The sequence below is a fragment of the Plantactinospora sp. B5E13 genome (assembly GCF_039871775.1).
Lineage (GTDB): Bacteria > Actinomycetota > Actinomycetes > Mycobacteriales > Micromonosporaceae > Plantactinospora.
Window position 1 is genome coordinate 166,262 of record NZ_JBDPLT010000009.1, and the last position, 23,278, is coordinate 189,539.

The 23,278-nt window shown below is 71.4% G+C and carries 14 protein-coding genes; 10 read left to right on the plus strand and 4 right to left on the minus strand.

Annotated features, from left to right (window positions below; genetic code table 11):
* The first annotated feature begins 162 nt into the window (after positions 1-162).
* Complete coding sequence (locus ABGB05_RS11345) at positions 163-1,653, plus strand: phosphoesterase (protein ID WP_347653203.1); 1,491 nt, start codon at positions 163-165, stop codon at positions 1,651-1,653.
* A gap of 63 nt (positions 1,654-1,716) precedes the next feature.
* Here ABGB05_RS11345 and ABGB05_RS11350 read toward each other — a convergent pair whose 3' ends face one another.
* A complete protein-coding gene (locus tag ABGB05_RS11350; RefSeq protein ID WP_347653247.1) occupies positions 1,717-2,943 on the minus strand; it encodes a hypothetical protein in 1,227 nt (408 codons plus the stop codon).
* A 502-nt stretch (positions 2,944-3,445) separates the two neighbouring features.
* Here ABGB05_RS11350 and ABGB05_RS11355 point away from each other — a divergent pair.
* Both ABGB05_RS11355 and ABGB05_RS11360 read left to right on the plus strand, forming a co-directional pair.
* Complete coding sequence (locus ABGB05_RS11355) at positions 3,446-4,480, plus strand: LLM class flavin-dependent oxidoreductase (protein ID WP_347653204.1); 1,035 nt, start codon at positions 3,446-3,448, stop codon at positions 4,478-4,480.
* 176 nt (positions 4,481-4,656) lie between these two features.
* Positions 4,657-6,132, plus strand: a complete 1,476-nt coding sequence (locus ABGB05_RS11360; RefSeq protein ID WP_347653205.1) for a hypothetical protein — start codon at positions 4,657-4,659, stop codon at positions 6,130-6,132.
* Here the strand turns inward: ABGB05_RS11360 and ABGB05_RS11365 are convergent.
* The 3 genes from ABGB05_RS11365 to ABGB05_RS11375 all read right to left on the minus strand — a co-directional run bounded on the left by ABGB05_RS11365 (position 6,129) and on the right by ABGB05_RS11375 (position 9,800).
* Positions 6,129-7,067 (minus strand): hypothetical protein, encoded by a 939-nt coding sequence (locus ABGB05_RS11365; protein WP_347653206.1) that lies wholly within the window; start codon positions 7,065-7,067, stop codon positions 6,129-6,131. The two genes, ABGB05_RS11360 and ABGB05_RS11365, sit on opposite strands and share 4 nt — an antisense overlap.
* A 109-nt stretch (positions 7,068-7,176) precedes the next feature.
* Positions 7,177-8,229: a LacI family DNA-binding transcriptional regulator gene (locus ABGB05_RS11370; protein ID WP_347653207.1), complete on the minus strand. Its 1,053-nt coding sequence runs from the start codon at positions 8,227-8,229 to the stop codon at positions 7,177-7,179.
* A 17-nt stretch (positions 8,230-8,246) separates the two neighbouring features.
* On the minus strand, positions 8,247-9,800 hold the full coding sequence (locus ABGB05_RS11375) for an FAD-dependent oxidoreductase (RefSeq protein ID WP_347653208.1): 1,554 nt from the start codon (positions 9,798-9,800) through the stop codon (positions 8,247-8,249).
* Between the two features lie 334 nt (positions 9,801-10,134).
* Between ABGB05_RS11375 and ABGB05_RS11380 the strand changes: the two genes are divergently transcribed.
* The 7 genes from ABGB05_RS11380 (at position 10,135) to ABGB05_RS11410 (ending at position 23,216) form a co-directional block, all read left to right on the plus strand.
* Positions 10,135-11,823 (plus strand): FAD-dependent oxidoreductase, encoded by a 1,689-nt coding sequence (locus ABGB05_RS11380; RefSeq protein WP_347653209.1) that lies wholly within the window; start codon positions 10,135-10,137, stop codon positions 11,821-11,823.
* 94 nt (positions 11,824-11,917) lie between these two features.
* Entirely contained in the window at positions 11,918-13,516 is a 1,599-nt protein-coding gene (locus ABGB05_RS11385) for an FAD-dependent oxidoreductase (protein ID WP_347653210.1), read from the plus strand.
* Between the two features lie 10 nt (positions 13,517-13,526).
* The gene (locus ABGB05_RS11390) at positions 13,527-17,195 is read left to right on the plus strand and encodes a hypothetical protein (protein WP_347653211.1); all 3,669 of its coding nucleotides are present in this window, start codon (positions 13,527-13,529) and stop codon (positions 17,193-17,195) included.
* Complete coding sequence (locus ABGB05_RS11395; RefSeq protein ID WP_347653212.1) at positions 17,177-18,790, plus strand: extracellular solute-binding protein; 1,614 nt, start codon at positions 17,177-17,179, stop codon at positions 18,788-18,790. Before ABGB05_RS11390 ends, ABGB05_RS11395 begins: the two co-directional genes overlap by 19 nt.
* Before the next feature lie 44 nt (positions 18,791-18,834).
* Complete coding sequence (locus tag ABGB05_RS11400) at positions 18,835-19,926, plus strand: ABC transporter permease subunit (RefSeq protein ID WP_347653213.1); 1,092 nt, start codon at positions 18,835-18,837, stop codon at positions 19,924-19,926.
* Entirely contained in the window at positions 19,920-20,852 is a 933-nt protein-coding gene (locus ABGB05_RS11405) for a carbohydrate ABC transporter permease (protein ID WP_347653214.1), read from the plus strand. The genes ABGB05_RS11400 and ABGB05_RS11405 overlap by 7 nt, the downstream gene beginning before the upstream one ends.
* A gap of 147 nt (positions 20,853-20,999) precedes the next feature.
* Positions 21,000-23,216, plus strand: coding sequence for a ubiquitin-activating E1 FCCH domain-containing protein (locus ABGB05_RS11410; protein ID WP_347653215.1), 2,217 nt, complete (start codon positions 21,000-21,002; stop codon positions 23,214-23,216).
* Positions 23,217-23,278: the final 62 nt, after the last annotated feature.

The following is a 23,278-nucleotide window of genomic DNA, read 5'->3' on the forward strand; positions in this document are numbered from 1 at the left end:
GCCGGGGACCCGGACCACGGCGGGTGACGGAGACGGAGGCCGATTCAGGCCCCCGGGCCTGACTGTTTCCGACCATCCTGATCTTTGTTCACCCGGTATTCAGCCGGCGCCTCGAGACTCCCCGCTGGTCACAGCCACGGCTGTCTCGAGGAGAGGCTCCACATGCGAGAAGATTCCGAGCGTTCGCAGGTTTCGCGGCGCCAGCTCGTCAAGTACGCGGGAGTGGGCGCGACGCTCGCCGCCGCCAGCCCGCTCGTCGGTGGCGGTGCGGCCCGGGCACACGGCAAGGACGAGCACCCCGAAGCGTCCCACGCCACCCCGCGCAACCGTGCCTGGCGGGCCGGCGACCACCACATCCACTCCGAGTACAGCGGCGACTACGACACGTCGACCAACCCGCCGAAATTCGTCAAGGGCGCCGACGCGGTCTACCCGATCGTGACAAACGCGATCATGGCCAAGAACTTCGGCCTGACCTGGGCCATGTGCACCGACCACGGCGGCCCGAACCACTCGAAGGTCAACCTGGAGCAGGCGTACCCGGACCTGCTGCTCTCCCGCCGCCTCGTCCCCGAGGTGCTGCAGTTCTGGGGCATGGAGTTCGACGCGCCCGCGATGGACCACCACACGCTGATGATCCCGCGGCACGACGACGAGGCGAAGATGCTCTACGACCTGGAGAGCAAGTTCGCCAAGAACGAGCCGTACCCCGCCGACAAGGGCCGCGACACCGAGGCCAAGATGGTCGAGTTCCTGTCGTACGCCAAGCACATGCCGCACAAGCCGCTGGTGATCGCCCACCACGCGGCGCGGTCCGCCCCGGGCTGGGGCGTCTGGGGGCAGGACACCCCGCACGAGTTCCGTAACAACCAGGACACCGCCCCGGACATCTACGTCGGTTTCGAGGGTGCGCCCGGCCACCAGGCGGGCCCGCTCAACGGCGGCGCGCGGGGCGGCTACGGCAACTACCCGACGCACGGCGGCTTCGACCAGATGACCGCCCGGGTCGGCGGGCTCTGGGACTCGCTGCTGGGTGAGGGCCGGCGCTGGTGGATCACCGCGACGTCCGACTCGCACGTGCACTGGACCCGGGGCGGCTCCGACTTCTGGCCGGGTGAGTACAGCAAGACCTACGTCCACGCGCGCCAGGACTATGGCGACATCATGGACGCGCTGCGTACCGGCCGGATCTTCGTCACCACCGGTGACCTGATCACCGGTCTCGACGTCACCGCCCGGGGTCAGGGCCGGGAGGCGTCGGTGGGCGAGAGCATCACCCTGAGCCGGCGCAACCGGACCGACGTCGAGATCGAGATCCGGTTCCGGCCGCTGCAGGGCACCAACCACAACGGCGACCGGCCGCAGGTCCGGCGGGTCGACCTGATCGTCGGGCAGGTCACCGGGCCGGTCACCAACCGCGACGCCGACACCAACCCGACCACCAAGGTCGTCGGCCGGTTCGGCCCGCGCGACTGGCGCCGGCAGGGCGACGAGTACGTCATCCGGCACACCCTGCGCAACGTCGAGACCGACCTCTACGCCCGGGTACGGGGCACCAGCACCGACGAGGCCGAGCCGCTCGCCGACGGGCTGGAGAGCCCGTGGAGTGACCTCTGGTTCTACTCCAACCCGGTCTTCGTGACCGTCCGCTAGGCAGGGACGGGCCCCTTCCTGTCCAGGAAGGGGCCCGTCCGAACGCCCGGAGGCGGGGCGGGGTCAGCTGACGGTGATCGTGCCGTTGCCGGCGCGTACGCAGGCGACCGTACGGTTCGGAGTGGCCGCCGCCCCGGTCAGGCACTGCCCGAGCACCGCGTGCCCGGCCGCGTTCGGGTGCCACGACTCCTGGCAGGTCTGGAAGTACGTGACACAGGCGTTGGCGATCCGCTGGATGGCGATCTTGTCGTAGCCGGAGAGACTGGTGACCGGCACGCCCGTGGGCCCGTCCTGCAACCGGATCGGGGTGGCGAGGGCACCGGTCGGGCTGCTCGACGTCTCGCAGAGCCGGGCACCGTCGAAGGCCCGCTGCACGTTCAGGTAGACCAGGTCGGCGGCGGGAAACTCGGCACGCATGGTGGCGTGCGTCGACTGTACGAGGGTGCCGAGGCCGGTGGAGAAGAGGTGGCCGGCGGCGAGACTGGCCCGGTGCACCGGACAGCCGGCCGCGTAGCGCTCGGCGCCGAGGGCCCGGAACTTGTCCCGGCTGTCGTCCCGGTTGTCCTCCTCGTGGTAACGCGACTCGAGGTCGAGCGGCAGCGGGTTGGTGTAGTCCTGGAAGACGATCCGGTGCTGGCCGTCGGTGTCGACCTGGGCGAGTGTGTCGAGCAGTTGCCGGACCGCCGAGGCCGTCTCGGCGGTGGCCGCCGAGAACTCCGCCGGGGTGGCCAGGTCGCCGGCCGCGCAGGGTGCCTGCTCGACCGGTCCACCGAGGTAGGCCCAGAACTCCCACCATCCGGTCCAGGCGTCGGCGATGAACCGGTTCGCACAGTCGGAGGCGACGTCGCCGAAGGTGAACGAGCTGTTGTTGGAACCGAGACCGAGCAGCACCAGGTCGATGTCGTGGGTCTGCGCCACCGCCCGGAGCTGGTCGAGTTGCGCGGCGACCGTACGCCCCTTGGCCCGGGTCGCCGAGGCGTTGCTGACGTCGTACGGCTGCCCGCCCGAGCAGGCGAGGTTGAACCGGGCCTGGATGCCGGGCAGGTTCGCCTGGTGCAGCGAGGCGTTCGCCGACCGGTGACAGAAGAAGGCGTTGCTGTTCGGCGCGGACCAGCCCGGGAAGCCCTGGGCGGTGCCGTTGACGTCAGTCACCGGCTGGTACGCCCCGGCGCCCTCGCCGCTGACAAAGCTGTCCCCGAGCGCGACCGCCGCGGTCGGCAGGTTCGCCGCCGCCGGACCTGGTGTCGCGACGACCGCGACGGTGCCGGCGGAGACGAGACTGAGCAGCAGCGCCGCGACGAAGGTGGGACGGCGGATTCCGACCACGATCGACCCCCAGAGGTTTGATCGAAATATCGAAGATTTTTCGCGTTGGGGGATCACATCATGCTCCGGTCACCGGGTCAATGCCGGGGATTGTGGGCACGAACTGCGAAGCATCGCTGCAGAGGCGGGTTCCGGAAGTCGCACCGGAGTCCCGCGGCCGGCCCGGTGACAATGCCGTCGCCGCCCGGCGCCGAGCCATCCGATTGCCGGCCGCCCGGCGCCCGCTGCGATACGACCCCCGAGGGCCGTGGTGCCGGCACCCGCCGTAGAGCCGGCAGGCGCCGTGGAACCTGGCCGCCGTAGAGCCGGCCGGCCCGGCCGCGCCGGCCGGGGATCGGCGACCGCTCCGAGCTGGCCAGTTTCCCGCCCGTCGTCCGGGGAATGCGACCGACGACGCCACCGTTACACGGCCGAAGGCAGCCGGACGCACGGGTACGACCGGCGCATCGAGGCCAGGAGGAAGAACATGGCGACCGAGGTGGAATTCGGTCTGGACACGTTCGGCGACGTCACCGTCGACGCGGCGGGCAAGCGGCTCCCGTACGCGCAGGTGATCCGGAACGTGGTCGAGCAGGCGGTCCTCGCGGACCGGCTCGGCGTCGACGCCTTCGGGCTGGGTGAGCACCACCGCGACGACTATGCGGTCTCGGCGCCGGAGATCGTGCTCGCCACCATCGCCGGTCGCACCGAACGGATCCGACTCGGTACCGCGGTCACCGTGCTGAGCTCCGACGATCCGGTACGCGTCTACGAGCGCTTCGCCACCCTCGACGCGGTCTCCCGGGGACGAGCCGAGATCATCCTGGGCCGGGGCTCGTTCGTCGAGTCCTTCCCGCTCTTCGGCTACGAGCTCACCGACTACGACCGGCTCTTCTCGGAGAAGGCGGAGCTGATGGCGCAACTGCTCACCGAGGAGCCGGTGACCTGGCAGGGCACCGTACGGAGTCCGCTGGAGAAGCAGCACGTGTATCCGAAGACGGAGTCCGGACGGATCCGTACCTCGATCGGCGTCGGCGGCAGTCCGGAGTCGGTGGTCCGGGCCGCCCGGCTCGGCTTCCCACTGGTGCTGGCGATCATCGGCGGCAGTCCGGCCCGCTTCGCGCCGTATGTCGACCTCTACCACCGGGCGCTCACCGAGTTGGGCCGGGAACCTCTCCCGGTGGCGGTGCACGCGCCCGGCTTCGTCGCCGGTACCGACCAGGAGGCGGCCGACCTGCTCTGGCCGCACGCCCGGACACTGTTCAACCGGCTCGGCCGGGAACGTGGCTGGCCTCCGATGACCCGGGACCGGTTCGACGCCGACGTCGCCGAGGGCGCCTGGCACGTCGGTTCGCCGGAGACCGTGGCCCGCAAGATCGCGAACACCGTGCAGACCCTCGGCCTCCAGCGCTTCGACCTCAAGTACTCGCACGGCACGCTGTCGCACGACCAGCTGCTGAACACCATCGAGCTGTACGCCACGAAGGTGATCCCCCGGGTCCGGGAGCTGCTCGCCGGGTAGGACGACCGCGGTGCACCCCGGTGCCGGGCGACCCGTCCCGGCACCGGAGCTCACGAACCTGGCGGACCAGGTCGGAGGTCCGGACGGATCTTCCCGCTTGACTGGGCCGGCGAACATCATGGGGGCGATCGCCGGGTGGCTGCCCGGCGGAGCCGGCCACCCGCAGGAGCCCCACCATGCGCACCATCGACTGGGCTGTCGAAGTCGGCCTCCCGGTGATCGGCCTGGCCGGCTGGACGGTCGCCTACTGGATCGCCCGGCTGGTGACCCGTCCCCGGTACGACGCGCCGGGGGCGCCGGCGTCGGCACCACCCGGCCCGGAGTCGCCGGCGGTGGTCAACCTGCTGGTCAGCAGATGGCAAGGCACTTCCGACGCAGCCCGGGCGACCCTGCTCGACCTCGCCGCCCGCGGCCACCTCGTGCTCCGTCAGCCGGGACCGGACCCCCGGGCCACCACCGTCCAACCGACCGGTCAGCCATCCGACGGGCTCAGCCGGCCCGAACGGCTGGTGCTGAGCCGGGTCGCGGAACGGGCGGCGGGTGGCCAGGTGCCGCTGGCCGCCCTGGGCTTCCACGACGTCAACCGTTCGGCGGCGTGGTCGAAGGCGTTCCGCCGGGCGGTGGTGGCCGAGGCCCGGCAGCTCGGGTTGTCCCGTCGCCGGTTCCCGAAGCGTCTGGTCACCGCGCTCGGCGTACTGGGCGGGGTGGCGGCGCTGGCGGTCACCGTCGGCTTCGTACACCATCTTGTCGGCACCGACGACCTGGCCGACCGCAACGGCGACCACATCGTCGGCGGGATCGCCGCCTTCCTGGTCACCACCACCGTGCTCGTCAGCGTCACCGGTCGTGACCTGGGCGAACGGGACACCCCCGCCGGCCGGGCCGCGGCCGCCCGTTGGCGGGGTTTCGGTTCGTGGCTGGCCGGGCAGGGAGCGCTGGCCGAGGTGCCGCCGGTCGCGGTAGGCCAGTGGCACCGGCACCTGTCGTACGGCGCCGCGTTCGGCCTGGCCCGGCTGGCCTCCCGACTGATCGAGCTGGGCATGGCGGACCGGGAACGGCTGTGGTCGTCGTACGGCGGCGCCTGGCGACAGGTCTGGGTCAGCTATCCGGGCCGGACCCTGCTGCACGGCCAGTCACTGGGTTGGCTGGGGTTCCGTGCGGTCTGCGCGGGTGTACTCGGCGGCTCGCTCGTCGGGGTACCGGGCCGGCTGTGGTTCGGCGACGCGCTGGCCTCCGGCGGGTACGCCACGCTGTGGGAGGCGGCCGATCCGATCCTGCTCGGGTTTGTCCTGTTCGGCCTCGCCGCGCTCGGCTACGCGGCGTACGTCGCGGTACGGGTGGTGATCGCCCTGGTCGCGCCCGTGGACGTCTCCGGAGAGGTGATCTGGCACCAGGTGTGGCAGTACGCGGTGCGGGACGACGGTCCGAACCGGCCGGTGAACCACCACCTGGTCGTCGACGACGGCCACAGTGCCCGGCTCCGGGCCTGGGTACTGCCGCAGGAGCTGGCGGACCGGTGTCGGCTGGGCGACGTGGTCACCGTGCGGGTCCGGCCGTGGACCCGCCGGGTCCGTGACGTCACCGTGCTCCGGGCGGCCCGATCCGGGCCGACCAGCCCGTCCGCCGGGCCGGAGTGGGCCGCCTGGATCTAGACCGTGGGCAGGTCCGCCAGCAGGGTGGGCAGGCGCGAGGCGAAGTCGGCGGGAAAGTCGTGACCGAGTTCCGGGATCTCGTCGAGCCGGCAGTCGACGCCGGCGTGGCGGAGCGTGTCGAGGGCGGCCAGCGCGTTGTCGCGTACGTCGTCGTCCCCGGCGCCGAGCAGCACCGTGCCGCGCAGGCCGCGCCCGACGGCCCCGGGCAGCCAACCCGGGTCGAGATCGTCCGGGCCGATCGCCGGGGCCATCGCGAGGAAGCCGACCGGCGTGCCGGGTCGGGCGGCGAGCGCCCACCGGACCGCCTGCCGACCGCCGGCGGAGAAACCGGCGGTGACCAGCGGAAGTTCCCGGTCGGCCGGCAGCAGCCGGTCGAGGGCCTCGCCGATGTCCCGGTCCGCCACCTCCGGATCCGGCCAGGACCGGTACGTCGGGGTGTTGCGTTGCGAGGAGTCCAGCGCCAACAGCAGGTAGCCCGCGTCGACCGCGGCCCGCCACTGGGTCACCGCGTCGTGGGCGTCCTGGCCGGCGCCGTGCAGGGCGACCAGCAGTCCCCGGGCCGGCCCGGCAGGCCGATGCAGCAGCGGAGGTCGGGCTGCCGGCCCGGCGGCGGTCGCCCGGGCGTGCGAGCGCTCGACGAGTTCGGCGAAACCGTCCAGCTCGTGCAGTGGGGCGAGGTCGTCGTCGTCGACCAGGATCCGCCGGTGCCACCAGCCGCCCGCCTCGTACGCCGCACGCAGTTCGGCGAGCGCCTCCGCCGGTCGACCGGCCCGACTGAGCAGGCAGGCGGCCAGGTGGGCGAGGTCGGAACGGTATCCGGGCAGGCGTGACCGGGCGGCCCGGACCAGGTCGGCGCCCTCGGCGTAACGCTGGTCGAGATAGCGGGCGATCGCCTCGTCACTGACCGCCTGGTAGGCGGCACGTTCGTCGGTCATCGGCGGATCCCAGCACATCCGGCGCCGCATGCGCAGCCGCTTTTCCCGGCGCCGGCCGCCGGCCCGGGCCGCCGGTCCTGACCACCGGCTCTGTTCACCGGCGGCGCGGTCAGTTCCGGGGTGGCGCGACCGTCGGCTCGAGTCGGTGCGCGCAGGGCAGCAGGACCTGCCGCTCGTGGTCGCCCTCGGGATCGCTGAGCAGCGCGATCAGCATCTGCACCGCACGCCGCCCCATCGCGTTGCGCGGGATGTGCAGGGACGCCCACCGGTCCGGGCCGAACTCACCGTCCGGGTCGTCGACCAGGAGCACGACCGAGACGTCGTCGGGCACGGCCAGCCCGCGCAGACTGATCATCGCGGCCAGGACCCGGAGCAGGCTGACCGACTCGACCAGGATCGCGGTGGCGCCGGCGGCGAGGGTGCTGTCCAGCCAGTTCGCGGTCAACTGCTCCGGCCGGGCGAAGGCGGGCGTCGGCACGGTCAGCCCGAACCGGTCCAGCCCGGAGGCGAAACCCTCCCAGCGGTCGGCCTGGGTCTCGTACCGGATCACCTCGCCCAGGTAGCCGAAGCTCCGGTGCCCCAGGGCGACGAGGTCGTCGACGATCCGGCCGGTGGCGGAGCGGTAGTCGCCGCCGACGTAGCAGATCTCCACTCCGGGCACCTCACGATGTCCGATGTAGACGTACGGGTGCCCGTCCCGGGCGAGTTGCGCGAGGTCGTCACGGTTGGCGTGGTGGCCCAGCAGCACGCTTCCGGCGGCCTGACGCAGCCCGTTGACCCCGTCACGGTAGATCCGCCGCACCCCACCCTCGTCGCGCGCGGCGGTGAACAGCACCAGGTTGCACCCCTCGACGCCGGCCTGTTCCTCGATGCCCTGCAGGAACTCGAAGTAGTAGTCCCGGGCGCTGGTCGGGAAGATCGGTTCGAAGGTGTGCACCCCGAGCAGGTGCGGTGCCGCCCGCCGGTCCGTCGGCGTACGCGGAACCGACGTGCCGGGATAGCGCAGCCGGCGGGCGGCACTGAGCACCCGGCGCTGGGTCTCGGCCGAGATCCGGCTGAGGTCACCCGCCCCCCTCAGCACCAACGACACCGTCGACTGCGACACCCCCGCCTCCCGGGCGATGTCCGCCTGTCGCGAACCCCGGGTCGGTTGCCTGCCCACGCCTCCACCCCCCTCGTTCACCGCGTCGGCGGCCAGGCCAGGACCGCGCCACCGCGCAGCAACGCCTTGCGCAGCGTCTCATAGTCGATGTCCTGAACCGTCGTTCCGGCGGTCACCGTCTGTGCGGCGGCGCAGCCGGCGGCCTCACCGACCATCATGAACACCGGCTCCATCCGGACCGAGGCGAACGCGACGTGCGAGGCCGAGATCGCCGAGACGACCAGGAGGTTGTCGCACTCTCCCCGGCGGGGCACGATCGACCGGTACGGCACCCCGAACGGCACCGTCACCGGCACCTGCACGTTCCCCTCGTTACGCGGCTGACCGTCGACCAGCACCCGCTTGGCGTTGTGCGAGTCCATCACGTACGACGCCAGCGCCAGCGGGTCGGCGGAACGGGACCGGCCGGCCGCGTCGTGCTGGGTGATCACGTAGTCGGAGACCATCCGGCGGGCCTCCCGGACGTAGAGCTGGTGCGGCCAGTGCGAGGTGTGGACGAACTCTCCCGGCGCGAGCCCGTACTCCCGGGTCGCCTCCCGGACCGCGGCCGGCAGCCCGGGGTCGTTGGCCAGGAAGTACAGCAGACCCGCCTGGTACCTGACGTGGTCCTGGAAGATCTCCTCACGGCGGGCGTGGTCCGCCTCGGGCCAGTCGTAGTTCGCCCCGATGTGGTCGGAGGAGAACGCGCCGTGGTTGTTCATGTCGAAGATCCCGGGACGTACCTCGGTGGTCCGGCCGTACAACTCGTAGCCGCCGGCCTCGACGTAGCGGCGCAGCAGTTCGTAGCGACCGGGGTCGTAGCCCTCGGGTTCCGGGAACGGCAGGCGGTTCGGGGAGTTGGTCACGTGCAGTCGGAAGTTGTACGCCTGCACCCGCCGGTCGCCGTCGCCGACCTCTCCGTACGGATCGGGACTGATCCCGGGCAGCAGACCGCTCTCCGGCCGACCGGGTACGACGTACGGGTCGACGGCCCGGGTGAACTGGTGGTTGACGCTGTGCTGCACCCCGGCGATCGACTCGCCGTAGGTGGCCGACGATTCCCGTCCGACGGTGTACGACACCCCGGCGGCGGCCATCAGGTCACCCTCGTAGGACGCGTCGACGTAGACCGGGGCCCGGTACCGGCATCCGTCGTCGGTGCGCAGTTCGACGATCCGGCCGGCGAGTCTGGTGACGTCGGTCAGGTGCTGTCGGTGCCGTACCTCGACCCCGGCCTCGGCCAGCCAGCGCCGGAAGATCTCCTCGGCGACGTGCGCCTCGACGCCCCAGTGCGGGTCCGGGGCACGGTACTCGTCGGCGACGTGCGCGTAGAAGCTCCGGGCCAGGCCCGCCACGGTCTCCGGTCGGCCGACGTCGGTGGTGCCCAGGCCGGCGGCGCTCATGCCGCCGACGTGGTCGTCGAAGGCGAGCAGCAGCACCGACATGCCCTCCTGGGCGGCACGTACCGCGGCGACGACCCCGCCCGAGGTCGCGCCGTAGACGACCACGTCGGCGTGGACCGTCTCGGCGACCGTGTCCGGTGGTGGCGGCAGGTAGTGGTGCAGTCCGGGCAGCGCTGGGGTTGGGCTCATGGCTCTGCTTTGTAACACCCCGGCGACGAGCCTGGAATAGCTAATAATTGCTAATCTGTCGATGCAAATTTGTCACCGAAGTTACTGCATCTCAACGTATTGACACCGGAGCGACGTCGGTGTGTAACGTGTCCGCAACCGAAACCCGGCGAAGATCGCCAATATATTAGCAGTCTGTCCCGGGGTCGGGGCGGGTGCCGAAACCGTCGTGATCGGACAGCGCCCCCGACGTCCGCACGAGATCCACCCGACACAAAATCCACCCGACACGAGGTCCACCCGAGGCGACGGGCGGGCGGGCAGCGGACTGGCCAGCGAGCCGAGGAGCATGAGCATGAGCGGGACAACCGAACTGCAGACCGACCTCCTGGTGGTGGGTGGTGGACTGGGCGGGGTCGCGGCAGCCCTGACCGCGGCCCGGCTGGGCCACCGGGTCGTCCTCACCGAGGAGACGGACTGGCTCGGCGGCCAGCTCACCGCTCAGGCCGTCCCCTCCGACGAACACCCCTGGATCGAGACCGGGCACACCTCCCCCGGCTACCGGGAGCTGCGCGACCGGATCCGCGACTACTACCGGCGCAACTATCCGCTGCTGCCGTCGGCCGCCGCCGACCCCACCCTCAACCCGGGACTCGGCAACGTCAGTCGGCTCTGCCACGAACCGCAGGTCGGGGCCGCGGTCATCAGCGAACTGCTGATGCGGTACGTCTCCGCGGGGCGGATCACCGTACTGCACCACCACGTACCGGTCGCCGCCCACACCGACGACGACCACGTCCGGGCCGTGACGTTGGCCGACCGCCGCACCGGCGGCGAGCGCACGGTCAGTGCCCCGTTTGTCGTCGACGCCACCGAACTGGGCGACCTGCTGGAACTCGCCGATGTGGAACACGTCGTCGGAGCCGAGGCGCAGGACGAGACCGGTGAGCCGTACGCCGCCCCGGTCGCCGACCCGTTCGACCAGCAGGCGATCACCTGGTGCTTCCCGCTGGAGTACCGGCCCGGCGAGGAGCACGTGGTCGACCGTCCGGCGTCGTACGACCACTGGAAGACCCACGTCGACCCGTTCTGGCCCGGCCCGCAGCTCTCCTGGGAGAAGATCGACATCCACACCATGAAGGGCCGGACCAACCGGATCTTCGAGGGCGACATGGACGCGGTACGGCTCCCGGACCTGTGGCACTTCCGGCGGATCCGGGCCCGTACCCAGTTCGACCCCGAACTGGTGGACACCGACATCAGTCTGGTGAACTGGCCGAACATCGACTACTGGGAAGCGCCGCTGGTCGGCCCCGGCGTCGACGAGGCCGCCCGGGATCTGGCCCTGCGCCGGTGCCGGGAGCTGTCGCTGTCGTACCTGCACTGGATGCAGACCGAGGCGCCCAGACCGGACGGCGGCCACGGCTACCCGGGCCTGCGGCTGCGGCCCGACCTCACCGGCACCGACGACGGGCTGGCGAAGACCGCGTACATCCGGGAGTCGCGGCGGATCCGGGCCCGGTTCACCGTGGTCGAGCAGCACGTCGCGGTGGTCGACCGGCCCGAGGGCGAGGGCGCGGTCCAGTTCGCCGACTCGGTCGGGATCGGCCACTACAACATCGACCTGCACCCGAGCACCGCCGGCATCAACTACGTCAACCTGGAGTGCTACCCGTTCCAGATCCCGCTCGGCGCACTCGTCCCGGTCCGGGTACGCAACCTGCTGCCGGCGAACAAGAACATCGGCACCACCCACATCACCAACGGGTGCTACCGGCTGCATCCGGTCGAGTGGAGCATCGGCGAGGCGGTCGGCGCACTGGCCGCGCTCTGCCTGAGCGGGGGGACCGAGCCACACGCGGTCGCCGATTCCCCGGAGCGGACCGGGGACCTGCAGCGACTGCTGACCGGCGCCCTCGGCATCCCGACCGCCTGGCCCGACGACATCCGGCGGACCCGCCCGTCCCAGGCCGCCAAGGGCGCCACCCCGGTGCTGGCCAAGCCACTGCCCCGGCCGCCGAGGAACCTGACCCGCACCAGCTGAGCCGCCCTGCCCCACAGGTCGGAGAGAGGCCCTTCCACAACAGAAGACGACCGGCAGGGTCCCTTCCTCACACCCCACCCCGAAAGGAACTCGGATGTCCTCCGCTGCGCCCGGTGCCGAAAGCAACGAGCACGCCGTCCGCGACGGGAACGAGTACGCCGTGCGCGACGACGGGTACGACGCCGTCGACGACGGGTACGACGTGATCATCTACGGTGCGACGCTCGCCGGGATCATGGCGGCGCTCCGGCTACGGTTGCGTGGTCTGCGCTCCCTGATCCTGGAGCCGACCGGTCACGTCGGCGGCATCGTCGCCGGAGGTCTGGTCAAGACCGACACCCCGAACATCGCGGCCGCCCTGGCCGGGCTCACCTACCAGCGCTTCTTCGTCGGCATCGGCGCCGAGTACGGCCTCGACGGCCCGGAGTACCGGTTCGAACCGAAGGTGGCCGAGCGGGTCGCCTGGCAGTTGCTGGACGAGGCGAAGGCGACCGTACTGCTGCACCACCGGATCCATGGGCCGGACGACGTCGACGTGACCGGCCGACGGATCCGGGGCGTCCGGACCACCGACGGATGGCGGCGGGCCCGGTTCTTCGTCGACGCGTCGTACGAGGGCGACCTGATGGCGGCGGCCGGAGTGCCGTACACGTTCGGCCGGGAACCCCGCTCCCGCTACGACGAGCCGTTCGCCGGCTTCCAGCCGGTGCAGGCGTACCGGAAGGGGCCGTTCACCCCGAACGACCGCTACCCGGTCCGCTCGGTGCCGGACCAGCAGGCCGGCGACGGGGACGCCAAGACGCAGGCGTACAACTTCCGGGGCGTGCTGTCGACGAACCCGGACCGGATCCCGTTCCCGAAGCCGGACGACTACGACCCGGGCCGCTACCACTACCTGGGTCAGCTGCTGCGCCAGCGCAACCTGCCCGGGCTCTCCTCGATCGTCACCCACACCGCGCTGCTGCCGAACGGCAAGTACCAGACGAACCAGGCGTTGTTCATCGGCTTCGACCTGCCCGGCGCCTCCTGGGACTACCCGGACGGCTCCTGGCGGCGCCGCGAGGAGGTGATCGCCGAGCACGTCCGCTGGCACCAGGGCATGCTGCACTGGCTGGCGAACGACCCGTCGCTGCCAGAGAGCTTCCGGGCCGACGCCCGGACCTTCGGCCTGCCGCCGGACGAGTTCGTGGACAGTCCGTACGGCCAGGGCTTCCCGCACGCCCTCTACATCCGGGAGGCCCGCCGGATGATCGGGGCGAAGGTCCTCACCCAGCACGACCTGCTCAAGCCGAACAACACCAAGCCGACCGCGGTCAGCTGCTGGAAGTACGGCATGGACAGCCACCTCGTGCAGTACTACCCCGAGGGCGACGACGTCATCGTCGGCGAGGGCACGCTCAGCGGCGACGAGACCAATCCGCCGGTGGACCTCTACCAGATGCCGGCCGAGGTCCTCTTCCCGGCGGCGGGCGGGATCGAGAACATCACCGTCGCGATCTGCTTCTCGGCCAGCCACGTCGGTTACACCTCACCCCGGATGGAGCCGAACTACGGCATGCTCGGCGAGGCGTGCGGGGAACTCGCCGCGCAGTCGCTGGCCACCGGCCGGCCGGTGCAGGAGTACGACTATCCGACGCTTGCCGCCGCGCTGCGCGAGCACGGGGCCGTCCTCAGCCTGCCCGAGCTGGACTGAGGTGACCGACGTGGCACCGCAGACCGAGCTGGCCGGAACGACAACCGAAACCGATGTGGCCGGGACGGCGGCCCGGACCGAACTGGCCGGGACGGCGGCGCTGGCCGAGGTCAGGGCCGGGGCGCTGCCGGTGGCTCTCGCCACTCCCGGTGTCGACCTGCCGGCCTTCCAGCCGGGGCCGTTGAACGCCTCCACCGGCTGGCGGCCGCACCGCGTCGAGCTGCCGGTGCGGATCGCTCCCGGTGCCGCGCCGGAACACGGCTACCTGCTGCGGCTGGAGTTCGCCGCCGGGCACGGCCCCTGCCCGGACCTGGAGATCGAACTCGACGGGCGGCACCGGGGACTGTTCCATCCGGCGGTCCGACGCGACGACCGTACCGAGGTGTACCGGCACGGGCCGATCGCCGGGGACGTACGGCTGGAGGTGCCACTGCCGGTCGACTGGCTGCCGCCCGGTGAGCACGTGATCGCGGTGACCACCACCCTGGACGAGGCGGCGGCGGTCGGCCCGGTACGACCGCCCGACGGCGAACGCCGCCGGCACCGGGAGCAGTTCGGCAACCACTTCGGCAGCGGCCTCACCTGGCACCGGCTCACCCTGGACGCGGCACCCACTCCCCCGACGGTGCCGCTACCGTCGGCGATGCCGTCGACACCGGCGGCGCCGGCGGCCGGGGCGCTGGCCGTCGACCTCGTCGCGACACCGCTCTTCCTGGACGGGCCGGACGGGCCGCGGGAACTCGTCGAGTTGACGGTTTCGGTTCCGGCCGGCACGCCGGCCTGGCCCCGCCGGGCCGTGGTCCGGCTGGACGGCCGGAGGTTTCCGGTCGAACTGGCCCGCCCGGACCGCCGGTTCGGGCAGGTACGGGTCCGGTTCGCCGTGCCGGAGTTCCCCGCGCACAGCACCGCCGAGGTGCTGGTGGACGACACTCCGGTCCGGACGATCCGACTGTCGCCGGCCCGGAGGTGGACCCTGCACTTCATTCCGCACGTCCACCTCGACGTCGGCTACACCGACGTGCAGGGCAAGGTCCTCGAACTGCACAGCCGGAACCTGGACCGGGCGCTGGACGCGCTGGACCGGGACCCGGGATTCGCCTTCTCGGTCGACGGCTCGCTCGTCGTCGACCAGTACCTGGCGACCCGGTCGCCGGAGCGGGCCGAGCGGCTGCTCGCCGCGCTGCGCTCCGGCCGGCTGGCGGTGAACGCCTTCCACAGCCTCTTCCTGTCCGGGGTGACCAGCCTGGAGGAGACCTACCGGGCGGCGTACCAGGCGGCCCGGCTGCGAGACCGGTACGGCGTACCGGTGAGCTACGCCAACCTCACCGACGTGCCGTCGTACAGCGCGGCGGTTCCGTCGATGCTGCGGGCGTTGGGCATCGACGCGTTCGTCGGGATCGAGAACCACCACCGGGGCGGCAACGCCGACAGCGACGCCCAGCACCTGGCCAGCCCGGTGATGTGGGAGGGGACGGACGGGTCCCGGGTGCTGACCCACTTCTCCGACACGTACTCCCAGCTGCGGTTCATGCTCGGTGACCCGCAGACGGTCGTCGGCGGCGCGCACGCGTTCTGTCGGCTGCTGGCCCGGTACGACCGTCCCGACTACCTGCCCGCCGACCTCGCGGTGATCGGCACCCATGCCGACAACGAGGACCTGGCCGACGGCGACGCCGGCTTCGCGGCACGGTGGAACGCGGTCTACGCGTACCCCCGGATCGTGGTCTCGACGATGGCCGACTACCTGGCTGCCGTCCGGCCGTTGGCGGACCGGCTGCCGGTGTGGCGCGGTGACGGCGGCAGCTACTGGGAGGACGGTGTCGGGACCGGCGCCGCCGTGGTCGCCGAGCACCGTCGGGTGCAGAGCGCGCTGCCGGCGGCGGAGGGGCTGGCGGCGCTGGTCTCCTGGACCGACGACCGCTACCGACCGAACCGGACGGCGCTGGACGCCGCCTGGGAGGGCGCGCTGTACGGCTGTGAGCACACCTGGACCTGGGCGCACGGTACGGCCCACCCGCACGGCCACCAGGTCGAGGACCAACTCGACTGGAAACGGGACCAGGTGCACCACGCACACCGCGGCGCCCTGGACGAGCTCCGGCGGGCGTCGAGCCAGCTCGGCGAACTGGTCAGCACGTCCGGTCCGACCCTGCTGGTGCACAACCCACTCGGCTGGACCCGGGACATCGAGGTCGAGGTCGAGACCCTGCGGGGCGTCCCGTCCGGGGCCGACGGTGCGGAACTGCCCGCCGAGGTGCTGACCGACTGCAACGGTCTGCGGACCGTCCGGCTGACCGTGCCCGGGGTACCCGGCTTCGGCTACCGGGCCGTACCGGTCGGCGAACCCCGGACCCTGGCCCCGGGCGCCGAGGACGGGGCCGGAGCCGGCGACGGCGGCACGGCCGGCACCGGCGACGGTGACGCGGATCCGCAGGGCTGGCGGCCGGTGCCGGCGACGCTGGAGACCGCACGATGGCGGCTCACCCTGGACCCGGCGACCGGGGCGGTGACCGGGCTGCGCCACCGGCCGACCGGCCGGGAGCTGCTGGAGCGCTCCGGACCCCACCTCGGCCAGGTTCTGCACGTGGTCAACGGGCCGGAGTCGCTGACCCGGGGCGAGCACCTCGCGCACAGCGGCGTACCGCACCAGCACGACCCGTACCCACGCAGCACGCTGCTCGGCCGCCGCCCGGTCGCGGACCCGCCGGAGCTGACCGTCGTGCCGGCGCGGATGCGGGCGGTCGGGCTGCGCCGGACGTACGACGGCTGGCGGCTGCGGACCGTCGGCACGGCGCCGAGCCTGCCCCGGATCGAGGTCGACGTGCTGCTACGCGACGACAGTGACCGGGTCGACGTCCTGGTGGAGTTCGAGAAGCGGAAGGTGCTCGCCAAGGAGGCGGTCTACGTCGCCTTCCCGTTCGCCGCCGCCGAACCGACCATCCGTTACGACCGGCAGCAGGGCTGGATCGACCCCGCCCGCGACCACGCGCCGGGAGCCTGCCACGACTGGTTCACCACCCAGTACGGCGTGGTGGTCTCCGACCGGCCGGACGGTCCCGCCGTCTGCTGGACCTCGGCCGACGCCCCGCTGTTCACGGTCGGCGACATCGTCCGCGGTTCCTGGTTCGAGCGGTTCGCCCCGGCCTCCGGCGCCCTCTACTCGTGGGTGCTGAACAACTACTGGCCGACCAACACCCCGCCGGAGCAGGACGGGACGCTGCGCCTGCGGTACGCCTTCACCCCGCTGGCCGCCTTCGACCCGGTAACCGCCGGCCGGTTCGGCCGCGAGGTACGGGCGGCGGACACCGTCTCCGAGGTGACCCGGCTGGACAAGTTCGACGTCGCGCCCCGACCGCTGCCCGGAGCCGGCCATGCACTGGTCGACCTGGGGCTGCCGGCCTCGGTGCACGCCACCGTCGCCACCCCCCGGGACGGTGCGGGGCTGCTGGTCCGGCTGCAGGACCTGTCCGGACAGCCCGGCCGGTTCCGGCTGCGGCATCCGGCCGGACCGGGTGGACGGGCCGTACTCTGCCACGCCGACGAACGCGAGATCACCGAGCGGGAGGTGGACGAAGCCGGCGAGGTCGTGGTGGAACTCGATGCCTGGCAGGTCGTCTCGCTGATCCTGCGCCAACCCGAACACCGAGGGGAGAGTGGAAGATGCGTAACACCGTCATAAACCGGCGCCGGTTCCTGACCCTGACCGGAGGTGCCGCCCTGGCCGCCGGCACCGGTCTGCTGACCGGGTGCGGATCCTCGTCGACGCCGACCGGGCGGGGCGGCGCGGGCAGCGTCACCCTGCCGGACTACATCCCGTCCCAGCTCGTCAAGCCGGACCTGCCGCCGACCGCCGAGGGCGTGATGGCCGGCTACTACCAGTATCCGAGGAACCTGGTCACCGGGGTCACCGGCAAACCCGGCGAAGGGCTCGGCGACGTCTCGGTCCTCACCAACATGTTCAACCCGGTACCACCGGCGGTCGGCGCCAACCGCTACTGGCAGGAGCTGAACAACCGGCTCGGCGCCAACCTGAACATCACCATGACCCCGTCCGCCGACTACCTGAACAAGCTCTCCACCGTCATCGCCAGTGGCGACCTGCCGGACATGATGCTGATCTCCGCGCGGCTCGCCCGCCGGGCCGACGTACTGACCCGGCTCTGCGCCGACCTGTCGGAGTTCGTCTCCGGTTCGGCCGTCGCCAGGTTCCCGTTCCTGGCCAACATTCCGCGCGACCCGTGGTTGGCCACCGCGTACGGGGGCGGCATCTACGCGGTGCCGATCCCCCGGGCGATCGTGGGGCGGATCATGTTCGCCCGGGCGGACCTCCTCCGGCAGCGTGGGCTCAACCCGGCACCGGCGAGTTACGCCGAGTTCCTGGAACTGGCCCGGGGCCTGACCGACGCCCGGCAGAACCGGTGGGCGTTCGCCAGCGCCAAGGGCGTGATCATCCTGGTCAGCGACATGCTCGGGGTACCGAACGTGTGGCAGGAGCAGGGTGGGAAGTTCGTCGCCGAGGTGGAGTCGCCACAGCGTAAGGAGGCGGTCGCCCGGGTCGCCGAGATGTACCAGGCCGGGCTCTTCCACCCGGACACGATCGGTGGTCGGCTGCAGCTACGGGACCTGTTCGGCAACGGGACCGTCGCACTGAACTCGGACGGCTACGCGGCCTGGGACGTCCTGGCCGACACGTACAAGGTGGAGGTCGGCGGGATCGTCGCCCCGGGTTACGACGCCGGCACCCGCCCGGTGCACCGCTCCGGTGCCCCGTCCTTCGCGCTGACCGCGTTCAAGAAGGCCGACAAGGGACGGATCGAAAAGCTGCTGGCAATCTGTGACTGGCTCGCGGCGCCGCTCGGGACCAGCGAGTACATGTTCCGCAAGTTCGGCGTCGAGGGTACGCACTGGAACTGGCAGGGTGACGTGCCGGTCCGTACCGACCTCGGCAACGTCGAGGCGAAGCTGCCGCTGGAGTACATCAGCGAATCCCCGCACGTGCTCGGTCCGACCGACCGCGCCCGGGTGGACGCGCAGCGGGCGTTCCAGGAGAAGGCGATCCCCCACCTGGTGCGCAACCCGGCCGAAGGGCTCTATTCGGAGACCTCGTTGAGCAAGTCGGGTGAGCTGACGAAGATCATCGACACGGCGGAACTCGACATCGTTTTCGGCCGCAAGCCGATCAGCGCCTGGGACGACGCCGTCCGGCAGTGGCGGGCGGCCGGCGGCGACCAGATCCGTGGCGAGTACGAGAAGGCTTTCGCCGAGCAGCAGTGAGGGCGCGGGCGCCGCGACCCATCGGAGAGATCGGAGGTACGAGGATGGCTTCCAGCGGAACGCCCGGGTCGGCCGGCGAGGCGACCCGGGCCGCACCCGCCGCCGTCACCACCGGCCCGGACGTCGGTGAACCTCCGGTGCCCGGGACGGACGCGGCGCCCGTACCCGCCCGACCCGAGGTCGGGGCGGCGGAGGTACGACCCGGTCCGCCGCGACCGCGTCGGCTGTCCCACTGGCAGCGACTCAGGCGCGACCGCTTCCTGCTGCTGCTCAGTGTGCCCGGGGTGGCGCTGGTCCTGCTCTTCCAGTACGTGCCGCTGCTGGGCAACGTGATCGCGTTCAAGGACTACCAGCCGTACCTGACGATCTGGGAGTCGCCCTGGGTCGGGTTCCAGAACTTCTACGTGATCTTCAACGGTGACCCGGCGTTCCTCAACGCCCTCAAGAACACGCTGATCATCTCGTTCCTGCAGATCGTCGTGGTGTTCCCGGTGCCGATCGCGCTCGCCCTGCTGCTCAACAGCCTGCTCAGCGAGCGGATCAAGCGGATGGTCCAGTCGATCCTGTACCTGCCGCACTTCATGTCCTGGGTCATCATCGTCGCGCTCTTCCAGCACATGCTCGGCAACGCCGGCATCTACAACAACTGGGCGCGCCAGCACGGCTTCCCACTGCTGGACATCATCGGCGACCCAGACCTGTTCTTCACACTGATCACCTCGCAGGTGATCTGGAAGGACGCCGGCTGGGGCACCATCATCTTCCTGGCCGCGATCTCCCGGGTCGACCTGGAGCTGTACGAGGCCGTGGCGGTGGACGGCGGCGGCCGACTGCGCCAACTGTGGCACGTCACACTGCCGGCGATCCGGTCGGTCATCGTGCTGCTGCTCATCCTCAAGCTGGGCGACGTGCTCAGCGTCGGCTTCGAGCAGATCATCCTGCAACAGGGGCCGGTGGGCCTGGAACGCTCCGAGGTGCTGGACACCTACGTCTACAACTACGGCATCGTCGGCGGCAACTGGGGAGTGTCGGCCGCGGTGGGGCTGGTCAAGGGCCTGATCGGCGCGATCCTCGTGCTGGGCGCCAACAAGGTGGCGCATCTGTTCGGGGAGAGAGGAATCTACGCGAAATGGTGACCGCGACCGGATCCCGACCGACCCCGACCCGGCCCCCGGTACGCCGGCCCCGCACCGTCAACGGCGCACCCGTGCCGAACGTGGCGGTACGCGGCCTGAAGGGCGTCGTCCTGTTCCTCTGCTGTGCCGTGGTGGTGCTGCCGTTCGTGGCGGTCATCTCCACCTCGCTGGCCGGCCAGGAGCAGATCACCGCCGCCGGCGGTTACGTGCTCTGGCCGCAGCATCCGTCGTTCGACGCGTACGCGGCGATCTTCCGGGGTGGTGTGGTCACCCGGGCGACCCTGGTCTCGATCGGCATCACCCTGGTCGGCTCGCTGCTGTCGGTGACGGTGGTGGCGCTGCTGGCGTACTCACTGTCCCGACCGGGCAGTTGGGGCCACCGGCCGATCCTGGTGCTGGTGCTGCTCACCATGCTGTTCAACGCCGGCATGATCCCGAACTACCTGCTGGTCAAGGAACTCGGCCTGATCGACTCGTACTGGGCGCTGATCCTGCCCGGCCTGGCCTCGGCCTTCCAGGTCATCATCATGCGGGCCTTCTTCCTGGAGGTGCCCCGGGAGATCGTCGACGCGGCCCGGATCGACGGCGCGAGTGAGCTGCAGATCCTCACCCGGATCATGATCCCGCTCTCCAAGGCGGTGATCGCGGTCATCGGGCTGTTCAACGCGGTCGCCTACTGGAGCGCGTTCTTCAACGCCGTCCTCTACATCAACTCGACCGAGAAGTGGCCGCTGCAACTGGTGCTCCGGACGTACGTCGTGGACAACACCCAGGTCGGCACGGATCTGCCGGGTGAGGTCGTACCACCACAGCAGTCGTTGCAGATGGCCATCCTCGTCGTGTCGCTGGTGCCGATCTGCCTGGTCTACCCGTTGCTCCAGCGGCACTTCGCCAAGGGCATGGTGATCGGCGCGGTGAAGGGCTGACCGCCCGCACCACACCGGCACCGGCCACCGGCACCACCCGTTCCACAGCTCCACCGCTCGGCACGGTCATCCGTCCCACCACCCCGCCCTGGCACCGGCCGCACCGCCGCTGCCGTGCCGGAGGCTGCCCGAGAGCAGGAGTAACCGATGGACAGCACCTCCCGCCGGTCGTCGTCCGACCGGCCGCACGACCGCTACCCGGACGACCGGTCACCCGGTCGCCATCCGGACGCGTCGTCACCCGACCGCCACCCGGACGACCGGTCACCCGACCGCCACCCGGACGCCCCGTCGCGCCGCCGGGCCCTGGCCGCGCTCGGGCTGGCCGGGATGGCGGTCGGCGCGTCGACGCTCACCCCCGGCACCGCCCAGGCCAGGCCGGCGACCGACCACCGCCGACGAGCCGCCGAGCTGCCCTCGGTGACGTCCGTCGCCGACCTGCGCGGCACCGCCGGCACCAGCCACGGCGAGCAGGTGTACCTGCGCGGCTACCACGCCGACCGGCCGGGACTCGGCGGTGGTGTCCTGTACTGGGACGCCACCGCCACCGAGGCGGACAACGGCGGCACGATCCTCGCGGTCACCGGCCAGGCCACCGGACGGTGGCGGCGACCCGTCGGGTCCCGGGTCGACCTGGCCTGGTTCGGCTGGACCGGCGACGGTACGGAGAACGACTCCCCCAGGGTCCAGGCCGCGGTCGACGCACTGCCGACCGGCGGCACCGTCGAGGCCGGTCCGGGCAGGGTACGACTGGAACAGACCATCCGGGTCACCCGGGTACCGGTCATCTTCCAGGGGGCCGGGGTCTCCGACAACGACGAGTACTCCACCCAGTACATCGTCGCCACCGGCGCGGCGGACGGCTTCCGGCTCGCCGGCGTACGCGGCGGCGGCCTGCGTGACCTGCAGGTCCGGGGCAGCGGGTTGACCGGCGGCAGCATGGTCGCCACCGAACGGGACGGCACCGACGGCAACTACATGCTGAGCTTTGCCAACGTCCGGTTCAAGGACGGCTACAACGGCCTCACCCTGCGCGGCTGCAACACCGTCCGGTTCGTCAACTGCGTCTGGAACGGCTTCACCGGGCAGCAGGTGATCCTGCTCAACGGGGTGAACAACGACTCCCGGGCCGACCCGGTGGAGTTCGTCCAGTGCGGCATCTCCGCCGGCACCGCCAACCACGGCACCGACAACCTGGTGATCGACGGACTCGGCGGGTCGATCAAGTTCATCGCCACCGCGATCCTGTTCGGCCGGCACGGGATCTGGCTGAAGAACACCACCGGTGGGTCGTACCCGAAGTTCCTGTACTTCGAGGGCGGCGGCTTCGAGAACGCCCGAGGGGTGCCGGTACTGCTCGAGGCCGGGGCGCAGACGCACTTCACCAACACCTACATCTCGGCGGACAACGACGACGACGCGGTCCGGATCGGTGCCGGCTTCACCGGTAGTGCCACGTTCAGCAACAGCGTCATCCGGGGCTGCGGCCGGCACGGACTGGACATCGGCTCGACCCGGGTCACCGTCACCGGCTGCCTGATCGGCAACAACGGTCGCACCGCGCACCCGTCGTTCGCCCGTACGGTCACCGCGGCGACCGCGAACGGTGCCGGCCGGGTACGGCTGACCACCAGCGACGCCCACGGTTGGGAGACCGGGGACCGGATCTCGGTGCAGGACGTCGCCGGCACCACCGAGGCGAACGGGAAGTGGCGGATCGAGGTGGTCAGCCCGACCCAGTTCGACCTGCCGGAGGTGACCCACACGCACGGCTACACCGGGGGTGGCACCGCCTTCCGCAACGCGGCCGGGATCAACATCCGCTCCTCGGCGAGCCGGGTGGTGGTCGTGGGTAACGCGATCGGTGCGCTCGCCGACGGTATCTCCCGGCAGGACTACGGCGTCGTCTGCGCCGCCACCGACGTGCTGGTGGCCGACAACGACCTGGCCGGCAACACCGCCGGCCCGTACCAGTTGGTCACCGCGCCGACCGCGCAGACCCGGTTCACCGGCAACAAGGGGGTCGAGCAGGTCGACGGCTGGCTGACCGCGCGGATTCCGGGGGCGGTCACCGACGGGTCGTACGACTTCGGCAACCTGCTCTATCTCGACGGACAGCGGATCACCGTGGTGAAGGTGACCCGCCGGCTGGCCGAGGGCGGCTGCCAGGTCCGGTTGGACGCCGACGGGGCCAGTGCGGGCGGCGCCGCGGTCGCCGCGACCACCGCGGTGCAGACCACCCGGCTGGCCGCACCGTTCACCGTCGACGGGGTGGGTGGCGCCCGCCGCCTCCAGCTCCGGGTGCTCGGCACCGCCGCCGCCGCCGGGCTGGAGGTGCAGTTCGGCTACCAGGTCGTGAGCTGACCAGGGCCGCTCCCGGCCACCCTCGTCCGCCGACCGGGGGCGAGGGTGGCCGCCCGCACGCC